This is a genomic window from Actinomadura sp. K4S16, assembly GCF_008327685.1.
In the GTDB taxonomy this organism is placed as follows: Bacteria; Actinomycetota; Actinomycetes; order Streptosporangiales; family Streptosporangiaceae; genus Spirillospora.
On sequence record NZ_BDDE01000016.1, the window covers coordinates 188,666 to 202,578 of the forward strand.

Consider the following 13,913-nt stretch of genomic DNA (forward strand, 5'->3'; position numbering starts at 1 on the left):
ATCTCCAGGGCCCGCCGTCCGGGAGCCCGGCGGCTCAGGCGTCGGCCATCTCCTTGATGGCGCGCAGGGTCGGCTCGTCCTTCACCCCGGCGATCAGGAGGGTGGTGACCGGGCTGTCGCGCCACAGCTGGAGCCTCTCCTTGATCCGCCCGAGCGGGCCGAGGAGGGAGATGGCGTCGGCCAGCCCGTCCGGGACGGCCTTGATCGCCTCGTCGCGCCGGCCGCTCAGGAACAGCTCCTGGACGCGCCCCGCCTCCTCCGCGTAGCCGAGCCGGCCGATCAGGTCGAGGTGGAAGTTGCGGTCCTTGGCGCCCATCCCGCCGATGTAGAAGGCGAGCGGGATCTTGGCGAACTCCAGCGCGGACGCCAGGTCGTCGGTGACGATCGTGGTGACGGTCGCGGCGATCTCGAAGCCCTCCGGGCGGCCGGCCAGCGACGCGCCGAACACGGGCTCGATCTGCTCGGGGTCGACGAACAGCGGCAGCCAGCCCTGCGTGATCTCGGCGGACAGCGCGACGTTCTTCGGCCCCTCCGCGCCCAGGTAGACGGGGATCTCCGGGCGGACGGGGTGGGCGATCGACTTCAGCGGCTTGCCGAGGCCCGACCCGCCGGGGTAGGGCAGCGGGTAGTGCGGGCCCTCGCTGGTCACCGGGGCGTCGCGGCGCCACACCTGCCGCACGATGTCGAGGTACTCGCGAGTGCGGGCGAGCGGCTTCGGGAACGGCTGCCCGTACCAGCCCTCCACGACCTGCGGGCCGGAGGCGCCGAGCCCGAGGATGACGCGCCCGCCCGACAGGGCGTCCAGCGTGAGCGCGTGCATCGCGGTGGCGGCCGGGGTCCGCGCCGACATCTGGACCACGGCCGTGCCCAGCTTGATCCGGGACGTGCGGGCGCCGTACCAGGCGAGCGCGGTGAACGCGTCCGAGCCGTACGCCTCGGCGGTGAACACCGAGTCGTAGCCGCAGCGCTCGGCGGCCAGGACCGTCTCGGTCTGGTCGTCGGGGTCGCGCTGCCAGTAGCCGACGTTGATGCCGAGCTTGAGTTCCGCGGTCACGTTGCACCCTCCGGTAGTCGACGCACCGGCGATACTAGAACACGTTCTAGTTTCTCGGGAAGGGGTGCGGGCCCGCCGCGCCCCCCGGCGGGCACGGAACGGGGCCGCGGCGTCCTTCGCCGCGGCCCCGCCACCGCTCGCTAGCTCTCCTTGATCGTGTCCAGCAGGCTCCGGCAGGCGGACGGCGTCAGCACCAGGGCGGGGCCGGCGGGGTCCTTGGAGTCGCGCACCGCGCGAAGGCCGCTGGACAGGGCCGCCATCTCGACGCACTGGTCTCCGCTTCCGCTGCGGGACGACTTGCGCCAGACGGCCAGGGTGAGTTCGCGGTGGAGGTGGGTCACAGGCTGCTCCTTGCTGCCTCGGCGATGAGGTGCGCGGAATCCTCGGGGGACAGGGCCGCGTCCACGATCCGTTGGAAGCGATCCCTATGTTTTGCTATTGCCTCGGCGCTCTCAAGGTAAACGTCACCCATGGTCCCCTCGACGTAGGCGATATCAGGGTCTGCGGGGTCCGGATACGACAATATGGTGAAACGTCCGTCCAAGCCCGCATGCTCCGCTGCTGTAAACGGAAGTACCTGGATCGTCACGGATGGGCGGATTTTCGCGGCGGTGGCGAGGGCCTCCAACTGGGCCCGCATCACCTCCCGGCCGCCGATCGGGCGGTGCAGCACCGCCTCGTCGAAGATGACCTCCAGGCGCGGCGCGTCGGCGCGGTCCAGGAGGGCTTGGCGGATCTTGCGGGCGGCGATGCGGCGCTCGATCTCCTCCTCGGAGGGCAGCAGCCGGCCCGCCCTGATGACGGCCTGGGAGTACGGCTCGATCTGCAGCAGGCCGTGCACGAGCTGCGGGTCCCAGGTGCGGATGTGGGAGGCCTCGTCCTCGAGCGCGACGTAGCTGCCCGCGAAGACGTCCTGGTAGGCGGTCCACCAGCCGCGCTGGCCGGCCTGCCGGGCCAGCGTGATGAGCGCGTCGCGGTCCGGGCTCGGCACTCCGTAGAGGTCGAGGATGTCGGCGATGTCGCCGGGTTTGGGGCGGGTCTGGCTGGTTTCCAGGCGGGAGACGGTGGCTCTCGACCAGTCGAGCCGGTCCGCCACTTCCTGCAGCGTCAGGCCCTGCTCCTCGCGCAGCTTGCGGAGCTCCCGGGCGAGACGGCGGCCACGGACGGTGGGGCGGTAGGTCATGGGAGTGGAGTCTTTATCACTCCCGGCGCCCGTCACAACGCGATTGACGAACCCGGCAGGAAGGGCAGAGCAATTCCATGAAGGGTGTTGCGGTTGTGAGAATCTCACGTCACGCTGGGATGCGTGATCGGCCGTGGACCCACAGTGACGACCGCGGTCCGCCGGCCCGGTCCGTCCCACTCGCACGATTCCGCGGGAGGAACCGTGAAGAGCATGCCAGCCGACCTGACGGCGGAGACCATGGCCGACGCCATGACGGGCGTCGAGCCCGTCCGTGGCGACGGCGCGCCCGGGTGGGTGTGGGCCCTGCCGGGCGGCCCGGGAGGCGCGGGCCACGCCCGGCGCGTCCTGCGCGACGCCCTCGCCTCCCTCGGGGCGCCGGCGGACGGGATCGCCGACGCCCAGCTCATGGTGAGCGAACTGGCCACCAACGCCCACCAGCACGCCGGCGAGCACGGCCCGCACGAGCTGTGGCTCTACATGGGGGACGGGGCGGCGGGCGAGGTGCGGTGCGCCGTCTTCGACACCTACGCCGACGCCGGCCTGCCCGGCTACTCGTGGACTTCAGGCGACTGCGGGCGCGGGCTCAGCATCGTCCGGGAGTTGTCGGCCGGACGCTGGGGCCTGCGGCGCACCCTCTCCCGGCTCGGGCCGCCCGTGCGGGGGAAGGCCGTCTGGTTCGCCGTCCCCGGTACCGGTGAGACCCCCGTCGCCTAGCCCGCCGCTAACCCTGCGGGGGCTTCTCCAGCGCGGGGCCGATGTCGCTGACGAGCGTGAGCAGCGACCTGGTGAGCAGCGTGCGGACCTGGTCGCGGTCGAGCGTCTTCTCCTGGAGCCACTGGCGCGTCGCCGCGTCCGCCAGCCCCGAGTAGGCCCGCAGCACGGCCCGCAGCGTCTCGGTCGGCTCGGGCACCCGCAGCACGGCGAGCATGTGCTCGACCGTCTCGTCCCGGAACCGGTTGACGATGCGCAGGAGCTCGGGGTCCTGACCGAAGCCCTCGGCGTCCAGCGCCGCGAACCACGTCGTCGCGTTGCGCTCGGCCGTGTCGAGGAACAGGTCGACGCACAGCTCGACCGCCGCGGGCAGCGTCAGCCGCTCGTCCGGCGGCGGGGCCTGCATCGCGGCCGACGCCGTCAGGCCCTGCACGACCTTGAGGAACAGCTCCCGCTTCGTCCCGAAGTAGTAGTGGATCAGCCCGCGCTGCACGCCGGTCTCCCGCGCGATCGCGGCCGTGGACACCTCGGCGTACGGCAGCTCGGTGAACATCCGCCGCGCGACGTCCAGGATCTGGGCGCGCCGCTCGTCCGGGGACAGGCGCTGGTAGCTCACCGCGACAGCCTATTCTGTGGGGCGGCCGGCGCAGTACGGTCGGCGGTGCGCGGCGGGCGACGTGAGGGGAGCGCGCGTGAACGCGTTCGAGGAGGGCGTGCGCCTGGAAGGCGAGCGGCTCGTCCTGCGACCGTTCGGCCTCGACGACGCGCCCGCGCTGATCGAGGCGATCCGCGCCGGGGAGGACTACCTGCCCCCCAACTTCCCGGACGTCCTGGAGGCCGAGCCCATCGCCTGGTTCCTGCGGGAGGGCGTCCACAAGGTCCAGCGGTTCGGCCTGGGCGTCCATCTGGCGGCGGCGGACCGCGAGACCGACGCCCTGGTGGGCACCATCGGGCTGTTCAGAGTGAACTGGACGCACCTGACGTGCGAGGTCGGGTACGGGATGCGGCCGAGCGCGCGCGGGCGGGGCCACGCCACCGAGGCGCTCTCCCTGATCTCCGACTGGGCGCTGCGCACCTGCGGGCTGTTCCGCATCGAACTGCGCGCGATGGTCACCAACCCCGCCTCGATCCGGGTCGCGGAGAAGGCCGGCTACGTGCGCGAGGGCGTCGCGCGCGGCGGCGAGCGCGACGCCGAGGGCGTCAGCCGCGACATGGTCGTCTTCAGCCGCATCGCGACCGATCCGCCTCTCGTCGGCGCGCCAGCGCGCCGCTCCGGCGGCGCCTCGGGAAAGCTCGTCGCCGACGACCAGGAGGGACGGCACAGGTGACCGCTGCTGACAGGACGCTCGTGATGTACGGAGAGGGCGCGGGCGAGGCCGCGCGCCGGATGCTGCCGAACCTGCCGGAGGCGAGCTTCGTCCCGGTCTCGGCGGAGCGGCTGCGGGAGGCGGTCAAGGCCGGGTACGGGCAGGTCGTCATGGTCGCCCGCATCGCGGAGCAGGCCGCGTTCCTCGGTGGCGCCGCGGGCCTGCTGGAATCGATCACGCTGGACATGGACTGCGGGCCCGCCCTGGCCGGCCGCGTGGCGCAGGCCGAGGCGGTCCAGGACGTCTACGCGCTGTGGGACGCCGCCGGCAAGCTCGGCCCGTGCGGGCGCGAGCTGTGCCGCAGGACGGCCGAGGGCCTCGAACGCCTCGCCGCAGAGGCGGCGGGCACGGCGGCCAGTCCGGTCGCCGCCCAGGTGGTGCTCCTGGACGCGGCAGGAGAACGCATGGTCGGCATGTACGGGCGAATGGCCAGGTAGCGATGCTGACGGTCGTCGGCCGCGACGGGTCGCCCCTTCTGGAGGGGGCCAAGGCGGCTCTGGAGAGCGCCACGCTGGTGGTGGGCGCCGCCGGGCATCTCGACGGGCTTCCCCTGGCGCCGGATGCCCGCACGGTCGCCACCACGGATTTCCTGGAAGCACTCGAAGGTGTCGACGTCAGTAAAGAGGACGTCGTCCTCGTCGTGGACGGCGACCCCGGTTACTTCGGAGTCGTCCGCGAACTGCTCGAAGAGGGGCACGCGCCTGAAGCCTTTCCCGGGACGCCCCAGGTGGCGCGGGCTTTCGCCCAAGCAGGCCTGCCCTGGGACGATGCTCTCGTCGTCTCCGCCAAGGACGGGCATCTGAGGCAGGCCGTCAACGCGTGCCGCGCCCATCCGAAAGTGGCCGTCCTGACCGAGCCGGGTGCTGGGCCATCCGAGTTGGCACGCGCGCTGTTCCCCGTCACGCCGCGCTCGTTCGTCGTCTGCGAGGACTTGGGCGGCCCCAAGGAGCGTGTCGTCTACGTCCGCCCGGCGGAGGCGACCACCCGTCCGTGGAACGACCCCGAGGTCGTGCTCGTCCTGGACAACCGCCATGCGCTGGGAGAGGCGGGCTGGGTTGGCGGGCCGGCGCCGGGCCCGGCCGGGTGGGCGCTGCCGGCGGACGCCTTCGGCGGCGGACCGGGCCCGCGCCCGGAGGTGCGCGCCTTCGTCCTGGCCAAGCTCGGCCCCAAGGTCGGCGACATGGTGTGGGACGTGGAGTCCGGCGACGGCTCGGTCGGCATCGAGTGCGCCCGCTTCGGCGCGGCCGTCGTCGCCGTCGACCGCGACCACGCCGCGTGCGCGCGGGTGCGGGAGAACGTCCGCCTGCACGGCGTCAAGGTGGCGATGGCGTCCGGCGACGTCCGGTCCAGCGCCGAGCACCTCCCCGTGCCCGACGCCGTCTTCCTCGGCCGCGGCGGGCCGGAGGCCGTCCAGGTCTGCGCGGCCCTCCGCCCGGCACGGATCGTCGTCCTGGCGACGCCCGCCGAGGCTCGCGCCATACTGGACGAACTGGGCGGGCAGGGCTTCGCCGCCGACGCCGTCCGGCTCCAGGCCGCCCCGCTGGACCCGCGGGCGGAGGCGGGGGAGCCCGTGATCGTCGTCTGGGGCGAGCGCGACGCCCGGACCCCCGAGCGGCCGACCTCCCGGACGAGCCGCCCCATCGAGACCATCTCCGCGTTGCCCGGAGTTGTGGAGGAGCGCAGTTGACCGTCCGCCGGCCCCACCCGATCGAGGTCCGCTCGTATGAGGTCCTCCGGTCCCGTGTCGACCTCTCCCCGATGCCGCCGCTCTGGCGGGCGGTGGCCGAGCGGGTGATCCACGCCACCGCCGACCTGGAGTACGCGGTCGACCTGGTGACCACGGAGGAGTCCCTCGCCCAGGGCTGGGCCGCGCTGCGCGCCGGTGCGCCGATCGTCGCCGACGAGGGCATGGTCGCCGCCGGGATCACCGCCCGTGAGGCGGTCTGCCACGCCGCCGACCCGGCCGCCGCCCGGATGGCGCGCGCCGCCGGCATCACCCGGTCCGCCGCGGCCGTCCGGCTGTCGTACTCGGAGGTGGGCCCGGGCGCGGTCTGGGTGGTCGGCTCCGCGCCGGAGGCGCTCTTCGAGATCATCACCCGCCGGGTGAGCCCCGCCCTGGTGATCGGGATGCCGGTGGGCTTCGTCGGCGCCTGCGAGGCCAAGGACGCCCTGCGCGCGAGCGGGCTGCCGCAGCTCAGCAACGTCTCGGAGAAGGGCGGGTCCGCGGTCGCGGCCGCCGCCGTCAACGCGCTGCTCTACTACGAGGCGGAGCGGCCGTGACCGAGCCCGCCGATGTCGACCTGCGCCACCACGGGGACGCGGAGGTCGGCGACGGCCTCGCCGACTTCGCCGTCAACGTCCGCACCGGGACGCCCCCCGAGTGGCTGGCCGAGCGCATCCGCGCGTCCGTCGCCGACCTCGCCGCCTACCCCGACCCCCGCCCGGCCCGCAAGGCGGTCGCCGCCCGGCACGGCAGGTCGACCGAGGAGGTGCTGCTCACCGCCGGGGCCGCGGAGGCGTTCGTGCTGCTCGCACGGGTGCTCACCCCGCACCGGGCCGTCGTGGTGCACCCCCAGTTCACCGAGCCGGAGGCCGCGCTGCGCGGCGCCGGGCACGAGGTGGAGCGGCTGGTCCTCGGGAAGGACTTCACCCTCGACCCCGGAGCCGTCCCGGACGACGCGGACCTCGTCGTGATCGGCAACCCGACCAACCCGACCTCCGTCCTGCACCCGGCCGGCGCGCTCACCGCGCTGGCCGCGCCCGGCCGGACCGTCGTGGTCGACGAGGCCTTCATGGACTGCGTCCCGGGCGAGCCGGAGAGCCTCGCCGCGCGGCTGCCCCCGGGCGTCGTGGTCATCCGCTCGCTGACCAAGACGTGGGGCCTCGCCGGGCTGCGCGCCGGTTACGTCCTGGCCGAGCCCGCCCTGATCGGACGGCTGGCGGAGGCGCAGCCGCTCTGGGCGGTGTCGACCCCGGCGCTCGCCGCCATCGAGGCCTGCTCCGGCCCCGAGGCCGTCGCCGAAGGGGAGGCGTGGGCCGTCGAGCTCGCCGCCGAACGCGACCGGCTGGCCGCGGAGCTTGCGGCGAGGGGCCTGTACGTCGTGCCCGGAGCGCGCGCGTCGTTCCTGTGCCTGCGCGTGCCGGACGCCCTGGGCATCAGGGCCCTGCTGAGGCAGCGCGGTTACGCCGTCAGGCGCGGAGACACCTTCCCGGGGCTCGGCTCCGACTGGCTGCGGATCGCCGTGCGCGACCGCCCGTCCAACGACCGGCTGCTGGAGGTGCTCGGTGAGCTGGGCATCTGACATCGGAAAGGACGCCATGAACCTGATCGAGGAGACCGTCGCCTCCATCGCCCCCCTGGACGAGGCGGCCATGCGGGACGCCCGCGACCTCCAGGCCCGGCTCACCAAGCCGCCCGGGTCCCTCGGCGTCCTGGAAGAGGTGTCGGTCCGGCTCGCCGGGCTGGCCGGGCAGTGCCCGCCGCCGCTGCCGGAGCCCGCCGCGGTGGCCGTGTTCGCCGCCGACCACGGCGTCCACGCCCAGGGCGTCACGCCGTGGCCGCAGGAGGTCACGGCGCAGATGGTGGCCAACTTCCTGGCCGGCGGCGCCGTCGTCAACGCGTTCGCCGCGCAGGTCGGCGCGGACGTCACGGTGGTCGACATCGGCGTCGCCGCCGAGCTGGACGAGGCCCCCGGCCTGCTCCTCCGCAAGATCGCGCCCGGTACCGCCGACATGACGGCGGGGCCCGCGATGACCGCCGAGCAGGCGCGGCGCGCCGTGGAGGCGGGCATCGAGACCGCCGGAGAGCTCCGCGCGCGGGGCGCCCGGTGCCTGATCACCGGGGACATGGGGATCGCCAACACCACCGCGTCCGCCGCGCTGATCGCCGCATTCACCGGCCTGCCGCCCGAGCGGGTCACCGGCCGGGGGACCGGCATCGACGACGCCACCCACGCGCGCAAGGTCGAGGTGGTGCGCGCCGCGCTGGCGAAGCACGGGCTGGCGGAAGGGCACGGCAAGGCGCCGATGGAGGTCCTCGCGGCGGTCGGCGGGCTGGAGCACGCGGCGATCGCCGGATTCGTCCTCGGCGCGGCGGCCCTGCGCGTCCCCGTCGTCCTGGACGGCGTCATCGCCGGCGCCGCCGCCCTGGTCGCGGCCGCGCTGTGCCCGGACGCCCTCGGCGCCTGCGTCGCGGGACACCGCTCGGCCGAGCCCGGCCACTCCGCCGCCGTCGAGGCCCTCGGCCTGCGGCCCCTGGTCGACCTGGAGCTGCGGCTGGGCGAGGGGACCGGCGCCCTGCTCGCGTTGCCGCTGGTCCAGGGCGCGGCGCGGGTCCTGCACGAGGTCGCCACGTTCGACTCCGCCGGGGTGAGCGAGAAGGACGCCGGGCGGCCGTAACAACGTGATCACGGAATGAGTCACGCTCGGCTATCGAACGGGCGGAGCCCCTCTCCACCGACTCCCCGGGCCGAGTACCTTTGTTCCACAAAGCCACTGTCCGCCACCCCGTCCGAGAGAACCACCGTGCCCCCGTACCTGCTTGGCCTGCGACTCGGCGGGCGACGCGTCCTCGTCGTCGGCGGAGGGCGGGTCGCCCAGCGCCGCGTGCCCGCCCTGCTGGACGCCGGCGCCGAGGTGGTCCTCGTGTCCCCCTCGGTCACCGCGACCCTGGAGGGCCTCGCCGACCATGGCCGCATCACCTGGCGCCGGCGGCGCTACGAGCACGGCGACTGTGCCGGCGCCTGGCTGGTGCAGGCCGTCACCGACGACGCCAAGGTCAACGGCGACGTGGTGGCGGAGGCCGACGCCGCGCGGATCTGGTCCGTCCGGGCCGACGACGCCGAGTCGTCCCCGGCCTGGACGCCCGCCAGCGGGCACGCGGGCGACGCGACCGTCGGGGTGCTGCTCGGCGGCGACCCCCGGCGCGCCGCGGGCATCCGCGACGCGGTGGTGGAAGGGCTCCGCGACGGCGCCCTCGAATCCCGGCACTCCCGGCGCAAGCCCGCGGGCGTCGCGCTCGTCGGCGGCGGGCCGGGCGACCCGGGCCTGATCACCGTGCGGGGGCGGCAGCTGCTCGCCATGGCCGACGTCGTCGTCACCGACCGGCTCGCCCCCGGCGGGCTGCTGGACGAGCTGGCCGCCGACGTCGAGGTGATCGACGCCGCCAAGATCCCCTACGGCCGCACGGTCACCCAGGACCGCATCAACGAGTACCTGGTCGAGCACGCGCGGCAGGGCCGCTTCGTCGTCCGGCTCAAGGGCGGCGACCCGTTCGTGTTCGGGCGCGGCGGCGAGGAGGCGCTGTACTGCGCCCGCCACGGCGTCCCCGTCACGGTCGTCCCCGGCATCACCAGCGCGGTCGCCGTGCCGTCCGCCGCCGGCATCCCGGTCACCCACCGGGGCGTCGCGCAGGAGTTCCACGTCGTCTCCGCGCACGTCCCGCCCGGGCACCCCGACTCGACCGTCGACTGGGAGGCGCTCGCCCGCGCGAACGGCACGATCGTCCTGCTCATGGCGGTGGAGCGGATGGGGCTCATCGCGGCGGCCCTCATGCGCTATGGTCGGTCGTCCGGCACGCCGGTGGCCGTGGTGCAGGACGGCACCCTTCCCGGCCAGCGGGCGCTGACGGCGACGCTGGGCACGGTGGCCGACGAGATGGCCGCCGGTGAGGTCCGGCCCCCGGCGATCGTGGTCGTGGGCGACGTGGTCAACGTGGCACGAGAGATCGACATGATTCGAGCGGACTTGGGACGGGATCCGTGACACCCCCCGCAGAGCAGAGCACGGTCCACGACGAGGAGGCCGGCGCCGGCTCGGGGCGCGGGGTCGAGGAGCCCGCCCCCGGCGAGACCACGGCGACCGGCGAGACCGCCACGTCCGGTGAGAGCGGGGCGTCCGGTGAGACGGCGTCCGGCGAGAACACGTCCGGCGAGGACGCGTCCGCCGAGCGCGGGCGGGTCGAGGACACGGGAGGCCGCGCCACGGCACGGAAGAAGGAGACCTCGAAGAAGGGCAGGGCGGGAGACGACGCCGTGCCCGAGGACGAGGCGAAGGACGTCCAGACCCCCGAGACCGAGACCTCCGAAGGCGCAGAGACGCCCGAGGTAGTCGAGAACGTCGCGATGGCCCAGCCCAAGCCCAAGCGCGGCAGGCGGCGCGCCCCCAGGGCCGGGGCCACGGTTAACCAGGGCGAACTGGTGCGCGCCCTGACCGCGCTGCGCGAGCAGCTCGGCGCGTTCGACTTCCTGCTCGACGTCCCCGGCGTCGAGCAGGCCCGCGAGGCCCGCGACGAGCTGCGCGGCCAGCTCGTCGACTACGTGCTGCCCCGCGTCCAGGCCGCCGGCGCCCCCATGCTCGTGGTGCTCGGCGGCTCCACGGGAGCGGGCAAGTCCACCCTGGTCAACACGCTCGTCGGCGCCCGCGTCAGCGCGACCGGCGTGCTGCGCCCCACCACCAGCAGCCCGATCCTCGTCTGCCACCCCGACCACGTCCAGTGGTTCATGGAGGGCCCGCTCCTGCCCGGCATGGGACGGGTCCGCGGCCCCGCGCCCGACGCCATCGCGGGCGACCAGCTGGTCATCATCGCCAGCGACGTCCTCCCGCCGGGGCTCGCCCTGCTCGACAGCCCCGACTTCGACTCCGTCTTCGAGGACCACTACGAGTTCGCGACCAAGCTGATGGCCGCCGCCGACCTGTGGCTGTGCGTCACCACCGCGGCCCGGTACGCCGACGCCCAGGTCTGGCAGATGCTCCAGCGGGCCAAGGAGAACGGCGCCACGATCGGCGTCGTGCTGTCCCGCGTCCCGCAGGGCGCCGGCGCGGGCGGCGGCGAGATCGTCGAGCACTTCGCCGAGATGCTGGACGAGCACGAGGTCGGCGACGCGCGGCGCTTCACCATCCCGGAGACCCGGGTCGAGGACAGCCGCCTCCCCGAGGAGACCGTCGAGGACATCCGCTCCTGGCTGACCGGCGTCGCCGAGGACGCCGAGGACCGCGAGATCGTCGTCAGCGACACCCTCGCCGCCGTCCTGGACAGCTTCCGCACCCGCGTCCCCGAGGTCGCCCGGCAGGTCGAGGCCCAGGTCGAGCAGCGCACCGAGCTGGCCAGGGAGGTCGAGGCCGGATACGGCACCGCCCTCGCCGAACTGGACGAGGCCACCCGCAACGGCTCGCTGCTGCGCGGCGAGGTGCTGGCCCGCTGGCAGGACTTCGCCGGCACCGGCGACCTGCTGCGCGCCCTGCACGTCCAGCGGTCCCGGCGCGGCCGCGCCGCGAACCGGCGGCACCGCAGCCCGGCCCGCGTGCGCGCCCTCAAGGCGGCGCTGCGCAGCGGCCTGGAGTCGCTGATCATGGCGTCCGCCGAGCACGGCGCCGAGCAGGTCATGGCCCGCTGGCGCGAGCACCCGGCGGGCCCGCAGGTGCTCGCCCGCGCCGACGCGAGCCTCGGGCACGTCTCCCCGGAACTGTCGCGCCGCGTCACCCGGGCCGTCAGCGCCTGGCAGGACCACGTCCAGGAGCTGATCCGCACCCAGGGCGTCACCAAGCGCTCGGTCGCGAAGCTGGTCTCGTTCGACACCGAGGCGGTCTCGCTCGTCCTGATGGTCGGCCTGCTCGGCTACGGGACGTCCGACGTGGCCGTGGAGGGCGGCAACAGCGCCGTCCCGCAGCGGCTGCTGAAGGCCCTGTTCGGCGCCGAGTCCCTGCGCGGCATGGGCGCCAAGGCCCGTGCCGACCTGCGCAGCCGCATCGGGATGCTGTTCGACGAGGAGGCCATCCGGTTCGGGCAGGTGCTCGACTCGGCCGGCATCCCCGACGAGACCGTCCCCGTCCAGCTGTACCAGGCCACCTACAACCTCGAGGTTGCCCGATGACCACCTCGGCCATCCCCGCGAACTCCCCGGCGGGAACCGGCGAGACCCCGCTCCCCGGCGCGCCCGCGCCCGACGCCCCCGCCGAGCCCGCCGGCCCGCCCGCGCTGGTCGACCGGCTCAACGGCCTCGACCGGCTCGTCCAGGCGGGGCTCGGGCGGCTCGACCAGCCCGTCCTGGACGACGCCGACGCGCTGCTGCGGCGTGCCGGGCAGCGGCTGCGGCTGTCCGGGGACCACACCGTCGTCACCCTCGCCGGCGGCACCGGCAGCGGCAAGTCCTCGCTGTTCAACGCCATCTGCGGGCTCGAACTGTCGCCGACCGGGATGCGCCGCCCGATGACCTCGCAGGCGCACGCGTGCGTCTGGGGGCTGGACGGGGCGGGCCCCCTCCTCGACTGGCTCGACGTCGACAAGCGCCACCGCTACGCCCGCGCCAGCGCCCTCGACGAGCGCGCCGACGCCTCCCTGCAGGGCCTCGTCCTGATCGACCTGCCCGACCACGACTCCATCCAGGCGATGCACCGCGCCGAGGTCGACCGGTTCGTCACCATCGCCGACCTGCTGGTCTGGGTGGTCGACCCGCAGAAGTACGCCGACGCGGCCCTGCACCGCAACTACATCGTCCCGTTCGCCCGGCACACCGGCGTCACCCTGATCGTCCTCAACCAGGTCGACCGGCTCGCCCCGCACGAGATCGACGACTGCGTCGCCGACCTGCGCCGCCTCCTGGAGGCCGAGGGGCTCGCCGACCCGCGGATCGTCACCACCTCCGCGGTCGCCGAGGACGGCGTGCACGGCTTCCGCGACACCCTCGTCGACACCGTCGCCGCCCGCCGCGCCCGCACCGAGCGGCTGTCGGCCGACGTCGACCGGGCCGCCGAGAGCTTCACCGGCTACCGCTTCGACGCCGAGCCGCCCGTCACCGTCGACGACGGGCGCAAGGCCGACCTCATCCAGGCCTTCACCGACGCCGCGGGCGCGCCCGCCGTCGCCGAGGCCATGGAGAGCGCCTACGAGCTGCGCGCCGCCGACTTCATCGGCTGGCCCGTCACCGCCATGATCACCCGGCTGCGGTCGGACCCGCTGCGCCGGATGCGGCTCACCGAGCTGCGCGAGGAGCTGCGCAACGCCTTCACCGGCCCGATCGGCGCCCAGCAGGGCGACGTGGACAACGCGCTCCAGGCCGTCACCGAGGGCGTGGCCGCCGAGCTGCCGCCGCACTGGGGCCGCTCGGTCCGCGCGGCGGCCCGCTCCCACGCCGGCGAGATCCCGGAGGCGCTCGGCGAGTCCCTCAAGGAGGCCCTGCCGACGTTCAACGTGGTGCCGCGCTGGTGGTGGCTCGTGAAGACCTGGCAGTACTTCCTGATCCTGGTCGCCGCCCTCAGCGTGGTGTGGATCGGCTTCCTGGTCGCCTACGGCCTGCTCGGCCTCGGCGGCGACGACCCCGACGGCCTCCTCGGCCAGGCGGGGCTGATCCCGTACGTCGCCATCCTGGCCGTCTGCACGTTCGGGATGGGCTGGCTCACCGCGTCCGCCTGCCGCAACATGGTCGCCCTGTCGTCCGCCAAACACGGCGAGAAGATGGAGCTCCACATGCGCCAGGGCATCGAGCGCGTCGCCCGGGAGAAGGTGATCGTCCCCATCGAGGACGACCTGGAGGTCTACGCCCGCTTCCGCCGGGACGTCGACGTCGCCCTCGGTCGCGGCTGAGTTATCCACAATTCC

The 13,913-nt window shown here is 74.3% G+C and carries 14 protein-coding genes; 10 read left to right on the forward strand and 4 right to left on the reverse strand.

The window, feature by feature from the left end:
- Nucleotides 1-34 precede the first annotated feature (34 nt).
- From K4S16_RS24795 to K4S16_RS24805, 3 genes are all read right to left on the reverse strand, one after another.
- Entirely contained in the window at nt 35-1,054 is a 1,020-nt protein-coding gene (locus K4S16_RS24795) for an LLM class F420-dependent oxidoreductase (RefSeq protein WP_149261423.1), read from the reverse strand.
- 140 nt (nt 1,055-1,194) lie between these two features.
- A complete protein-coding gene (locus tag K4S16_RS24800) occupies nt 1,195-1,395 on the reverse strand; it encodes a DUF397 domain-containing protein (protein ID WP_149261424.1) in 201 nt (66 codons plus the stop codon).
- The gene (locus K4S16_RS24805; RefSeq protein WP_149261425.1) at nt 1,392-2,237 is read right to left on the reverse strand and encodes a helix-turn-helix transcriptional regulator; all 846 of its coding nucleotides are present in this window, start codon (nt 2,235-2,237) and stop codon (nt 1,392-1,394) included. The genes K4S16_RS24800 and K4S16_RS24805 overlap by 4 nt, the downstream gene beginning before the upstream one ends.
- Before the next feature lie 213 nt (nt 2,238-2,450).
- Here K4S16_RS24805 and K4S16_RS24810 point away from each other — a divergent pair, with 213 nt between their 5' ends.
- Nucleotides 2,451-2,954 (forward strand): ATP-binding protein, encoded by a 504-nt coding sequence (locus K4S16_RS24810; RefSeq protein ID WP_235037079.1) that lies wholly within the window; start codon nt 2,451-2,453, stop codon nt 2,952-2,954.
- Between the two features lie 7 nt (nt 2,955-2,961).
- On the opposite strand, the gene K4S16_RS24815 is transcribed toward K4S16_RS24810, so the two are convergent.
- A complete protein-coding gene (locus K4S16_RS24815) occupies nt 2,962-3,567 on the reverse strand; it encodes a TetR/AcrR family transcriptional regulator (protein ID WP_149261427.1) in 606 nt (201 codons plus the stop codon).
- Nucleotides 3,568-3,643: 76 nt separating this feature from the next.
- Here K4S16_RS24815 and K4S16_RS24820 point away from each other — a divergent pair, with 76 nt between their 5' ends.
- The 9 genes from K4S16_RS24820 (at nt 3,644) to K4S16_RS24860 (ending at nt 13,898) form a co-directional block, all read left to right on the forward strand.
- Nucleotides 3,644-4,279, forward strand: a complete 636-nt coding sequence (locus tag K4S16_RS24820; RefSeq protein WP_149261428.1) for a GNAT family N-acetyltransferase — start codon at nt 3,644-3,646, stop codon at nt 4,277-4,279.
- On the forward strand, nt 4,276-4,755 hold the full coding sequence (locus K4S16_RS24825; RefSeq protein ID WP_149261429.1) for a hypothetical protein: 480 nt from the start codon (nt 4,276-4,278) through the stop codon (nt 4,753-4,755). The genes K4S16_RS24820 and K4S16_RS24825 overlap by 4 nt, the downstream gene beginning before the upstream one ends.
- A 2-nt stretch (nt 4,756-4,757) precedes the next feature.
- Nucleotides 4,758-6,005 carry a bifunctional cobalt-precorrin-7 (C(5))-methyltransferase CbiE/decarboxylating cobalt-precorrin-6B (C(15))-methyltransferase CbiT gene (locus tag K4S16_RS24830; RefSeq protein ID WP_149261430.1) on the forward strand — a complete coding sequence of 416 codons (1,248 nt, stop codon included), beginning with the start codon at nt 4,758-4,760 and terminating at the stop codon, nt 6,003-6,005.
- Nucleotides 6,002-6,598: a precorrin-8X methylmutase gene (locus K4S16_RS24835; RefSeq protein WP_149261431.1), complete on the forward strand. Its 597-nt coding sequence runs from the start codon at nt 6,002-6,004 to the stop codon at nt 6,596-6,598. Before K4S16_RS24830 ends, K4S16_RS24835 begins: the two co-directional genes overlap by 4 nt.
- The gene (gene cobC, locus K4S16_RS24840; protein ID WP_149261432.1) at nt 6,595-7,620 is read left to right on the forward strand and encodes an Rv2231c family pyridoxal phosphate-dependent protein CobC; all 1,026 of its coding nucleotides are present in this window, start codon (nt 6,595-6,597) and stop codon (nt 7,618-7,620) included. Before K4S16_RS24835 ends, cobC begins: the two co-directional genes overlap by 4 nt.
- Nucleotides 7,604-8,716: a nicotinate-nucleotide--dimethylbenzimidazole phosphoribosyltransferase gene (gene cobT / locus K4S16_RS24845; RefSeq protein ID WP_235037061.1), complete on the forward strand. Its 1,113-nt coding sequence runs from the start codon at nt 7,604-7,606 to the stop codon at nt 8,714-8,716. The genes cobC and cobT overlap by 17 nt, the downstream gene beginning before the upstream one ends.
- A 126-nt stretch (nt 8,717-8,842) precedes the next feature.
- Complete coding sequence (gene cobA / locus K4S16_RS24850) at nt 8,843-10,081, forward strand: uroporphyrinogen-III C-methyltransferase (protein WP_235037062.1); 1,239 nt, start codon at nt 8,843-8,845, stop codon at nt 10,079-10,081.
- Entirely contained in the window at nt 10,078-12,189 is a 2,112-nt protein-coding gene (locus K4S16_RS24855) for a dynamin family protein (RefSeq protein ID WP_235037064.1), read from the forward strand. The genes cobA and K4S16_RS24855 overlap by 4 nt, the downstream gene beginning before the upstream one ends.
- Nucleotides 12,186-13,898 carry a GTPase family protein gene (locus tag K4S16_RS24860; RefSeq protein ID WP_235037065.1) on the forward strand — a complete coding sequence of 571 codons (1,713 nt, stop codon included), beginning with the start codon at nt 12,186-12,188 and terminating at the stop codon, nt 13,896-13,898. Before K4S16_RS24855 ends, K4S16_RS24860 begins: the two co-directional genes overlap by 4 nt.
- Nucleotides 13,899-13,913 lie beyond the last annotated feature (15 nt).

Bases quoted from the DNA above. Each gene is read 5' to 3' on its own strand.
- K4S16_RS24860 (WP_235037065.1), top strand. From the start codon at position 12,186: ATGACCACCTCGGCCATCCCCGCGAACTCCCCGGCGGGAACCGGCGAG.
- K4S16_RS24810 (WP_235037079.1), top strand. From the start codon at position 2,451: ATGCCAGCCGACCTGACGGCGGAGACCATGGCCGACGCCATGACGGGC.
- K4S16_RS24805 (WP_149261425.1), bottom strand. From the start codon at position 2,237: ATGACCTACCGCCCCACCGTCCGTGGCCGCCGTCTCGCCCGGGAGCTC.
- K4S16_RS24830 (WP_149261430.1), top strand. From the start codon at position 4,758: ATGCTGACGGTCGTCGGCCGCGACGGGTCGCCCCTTCTGGAGGGGGCC.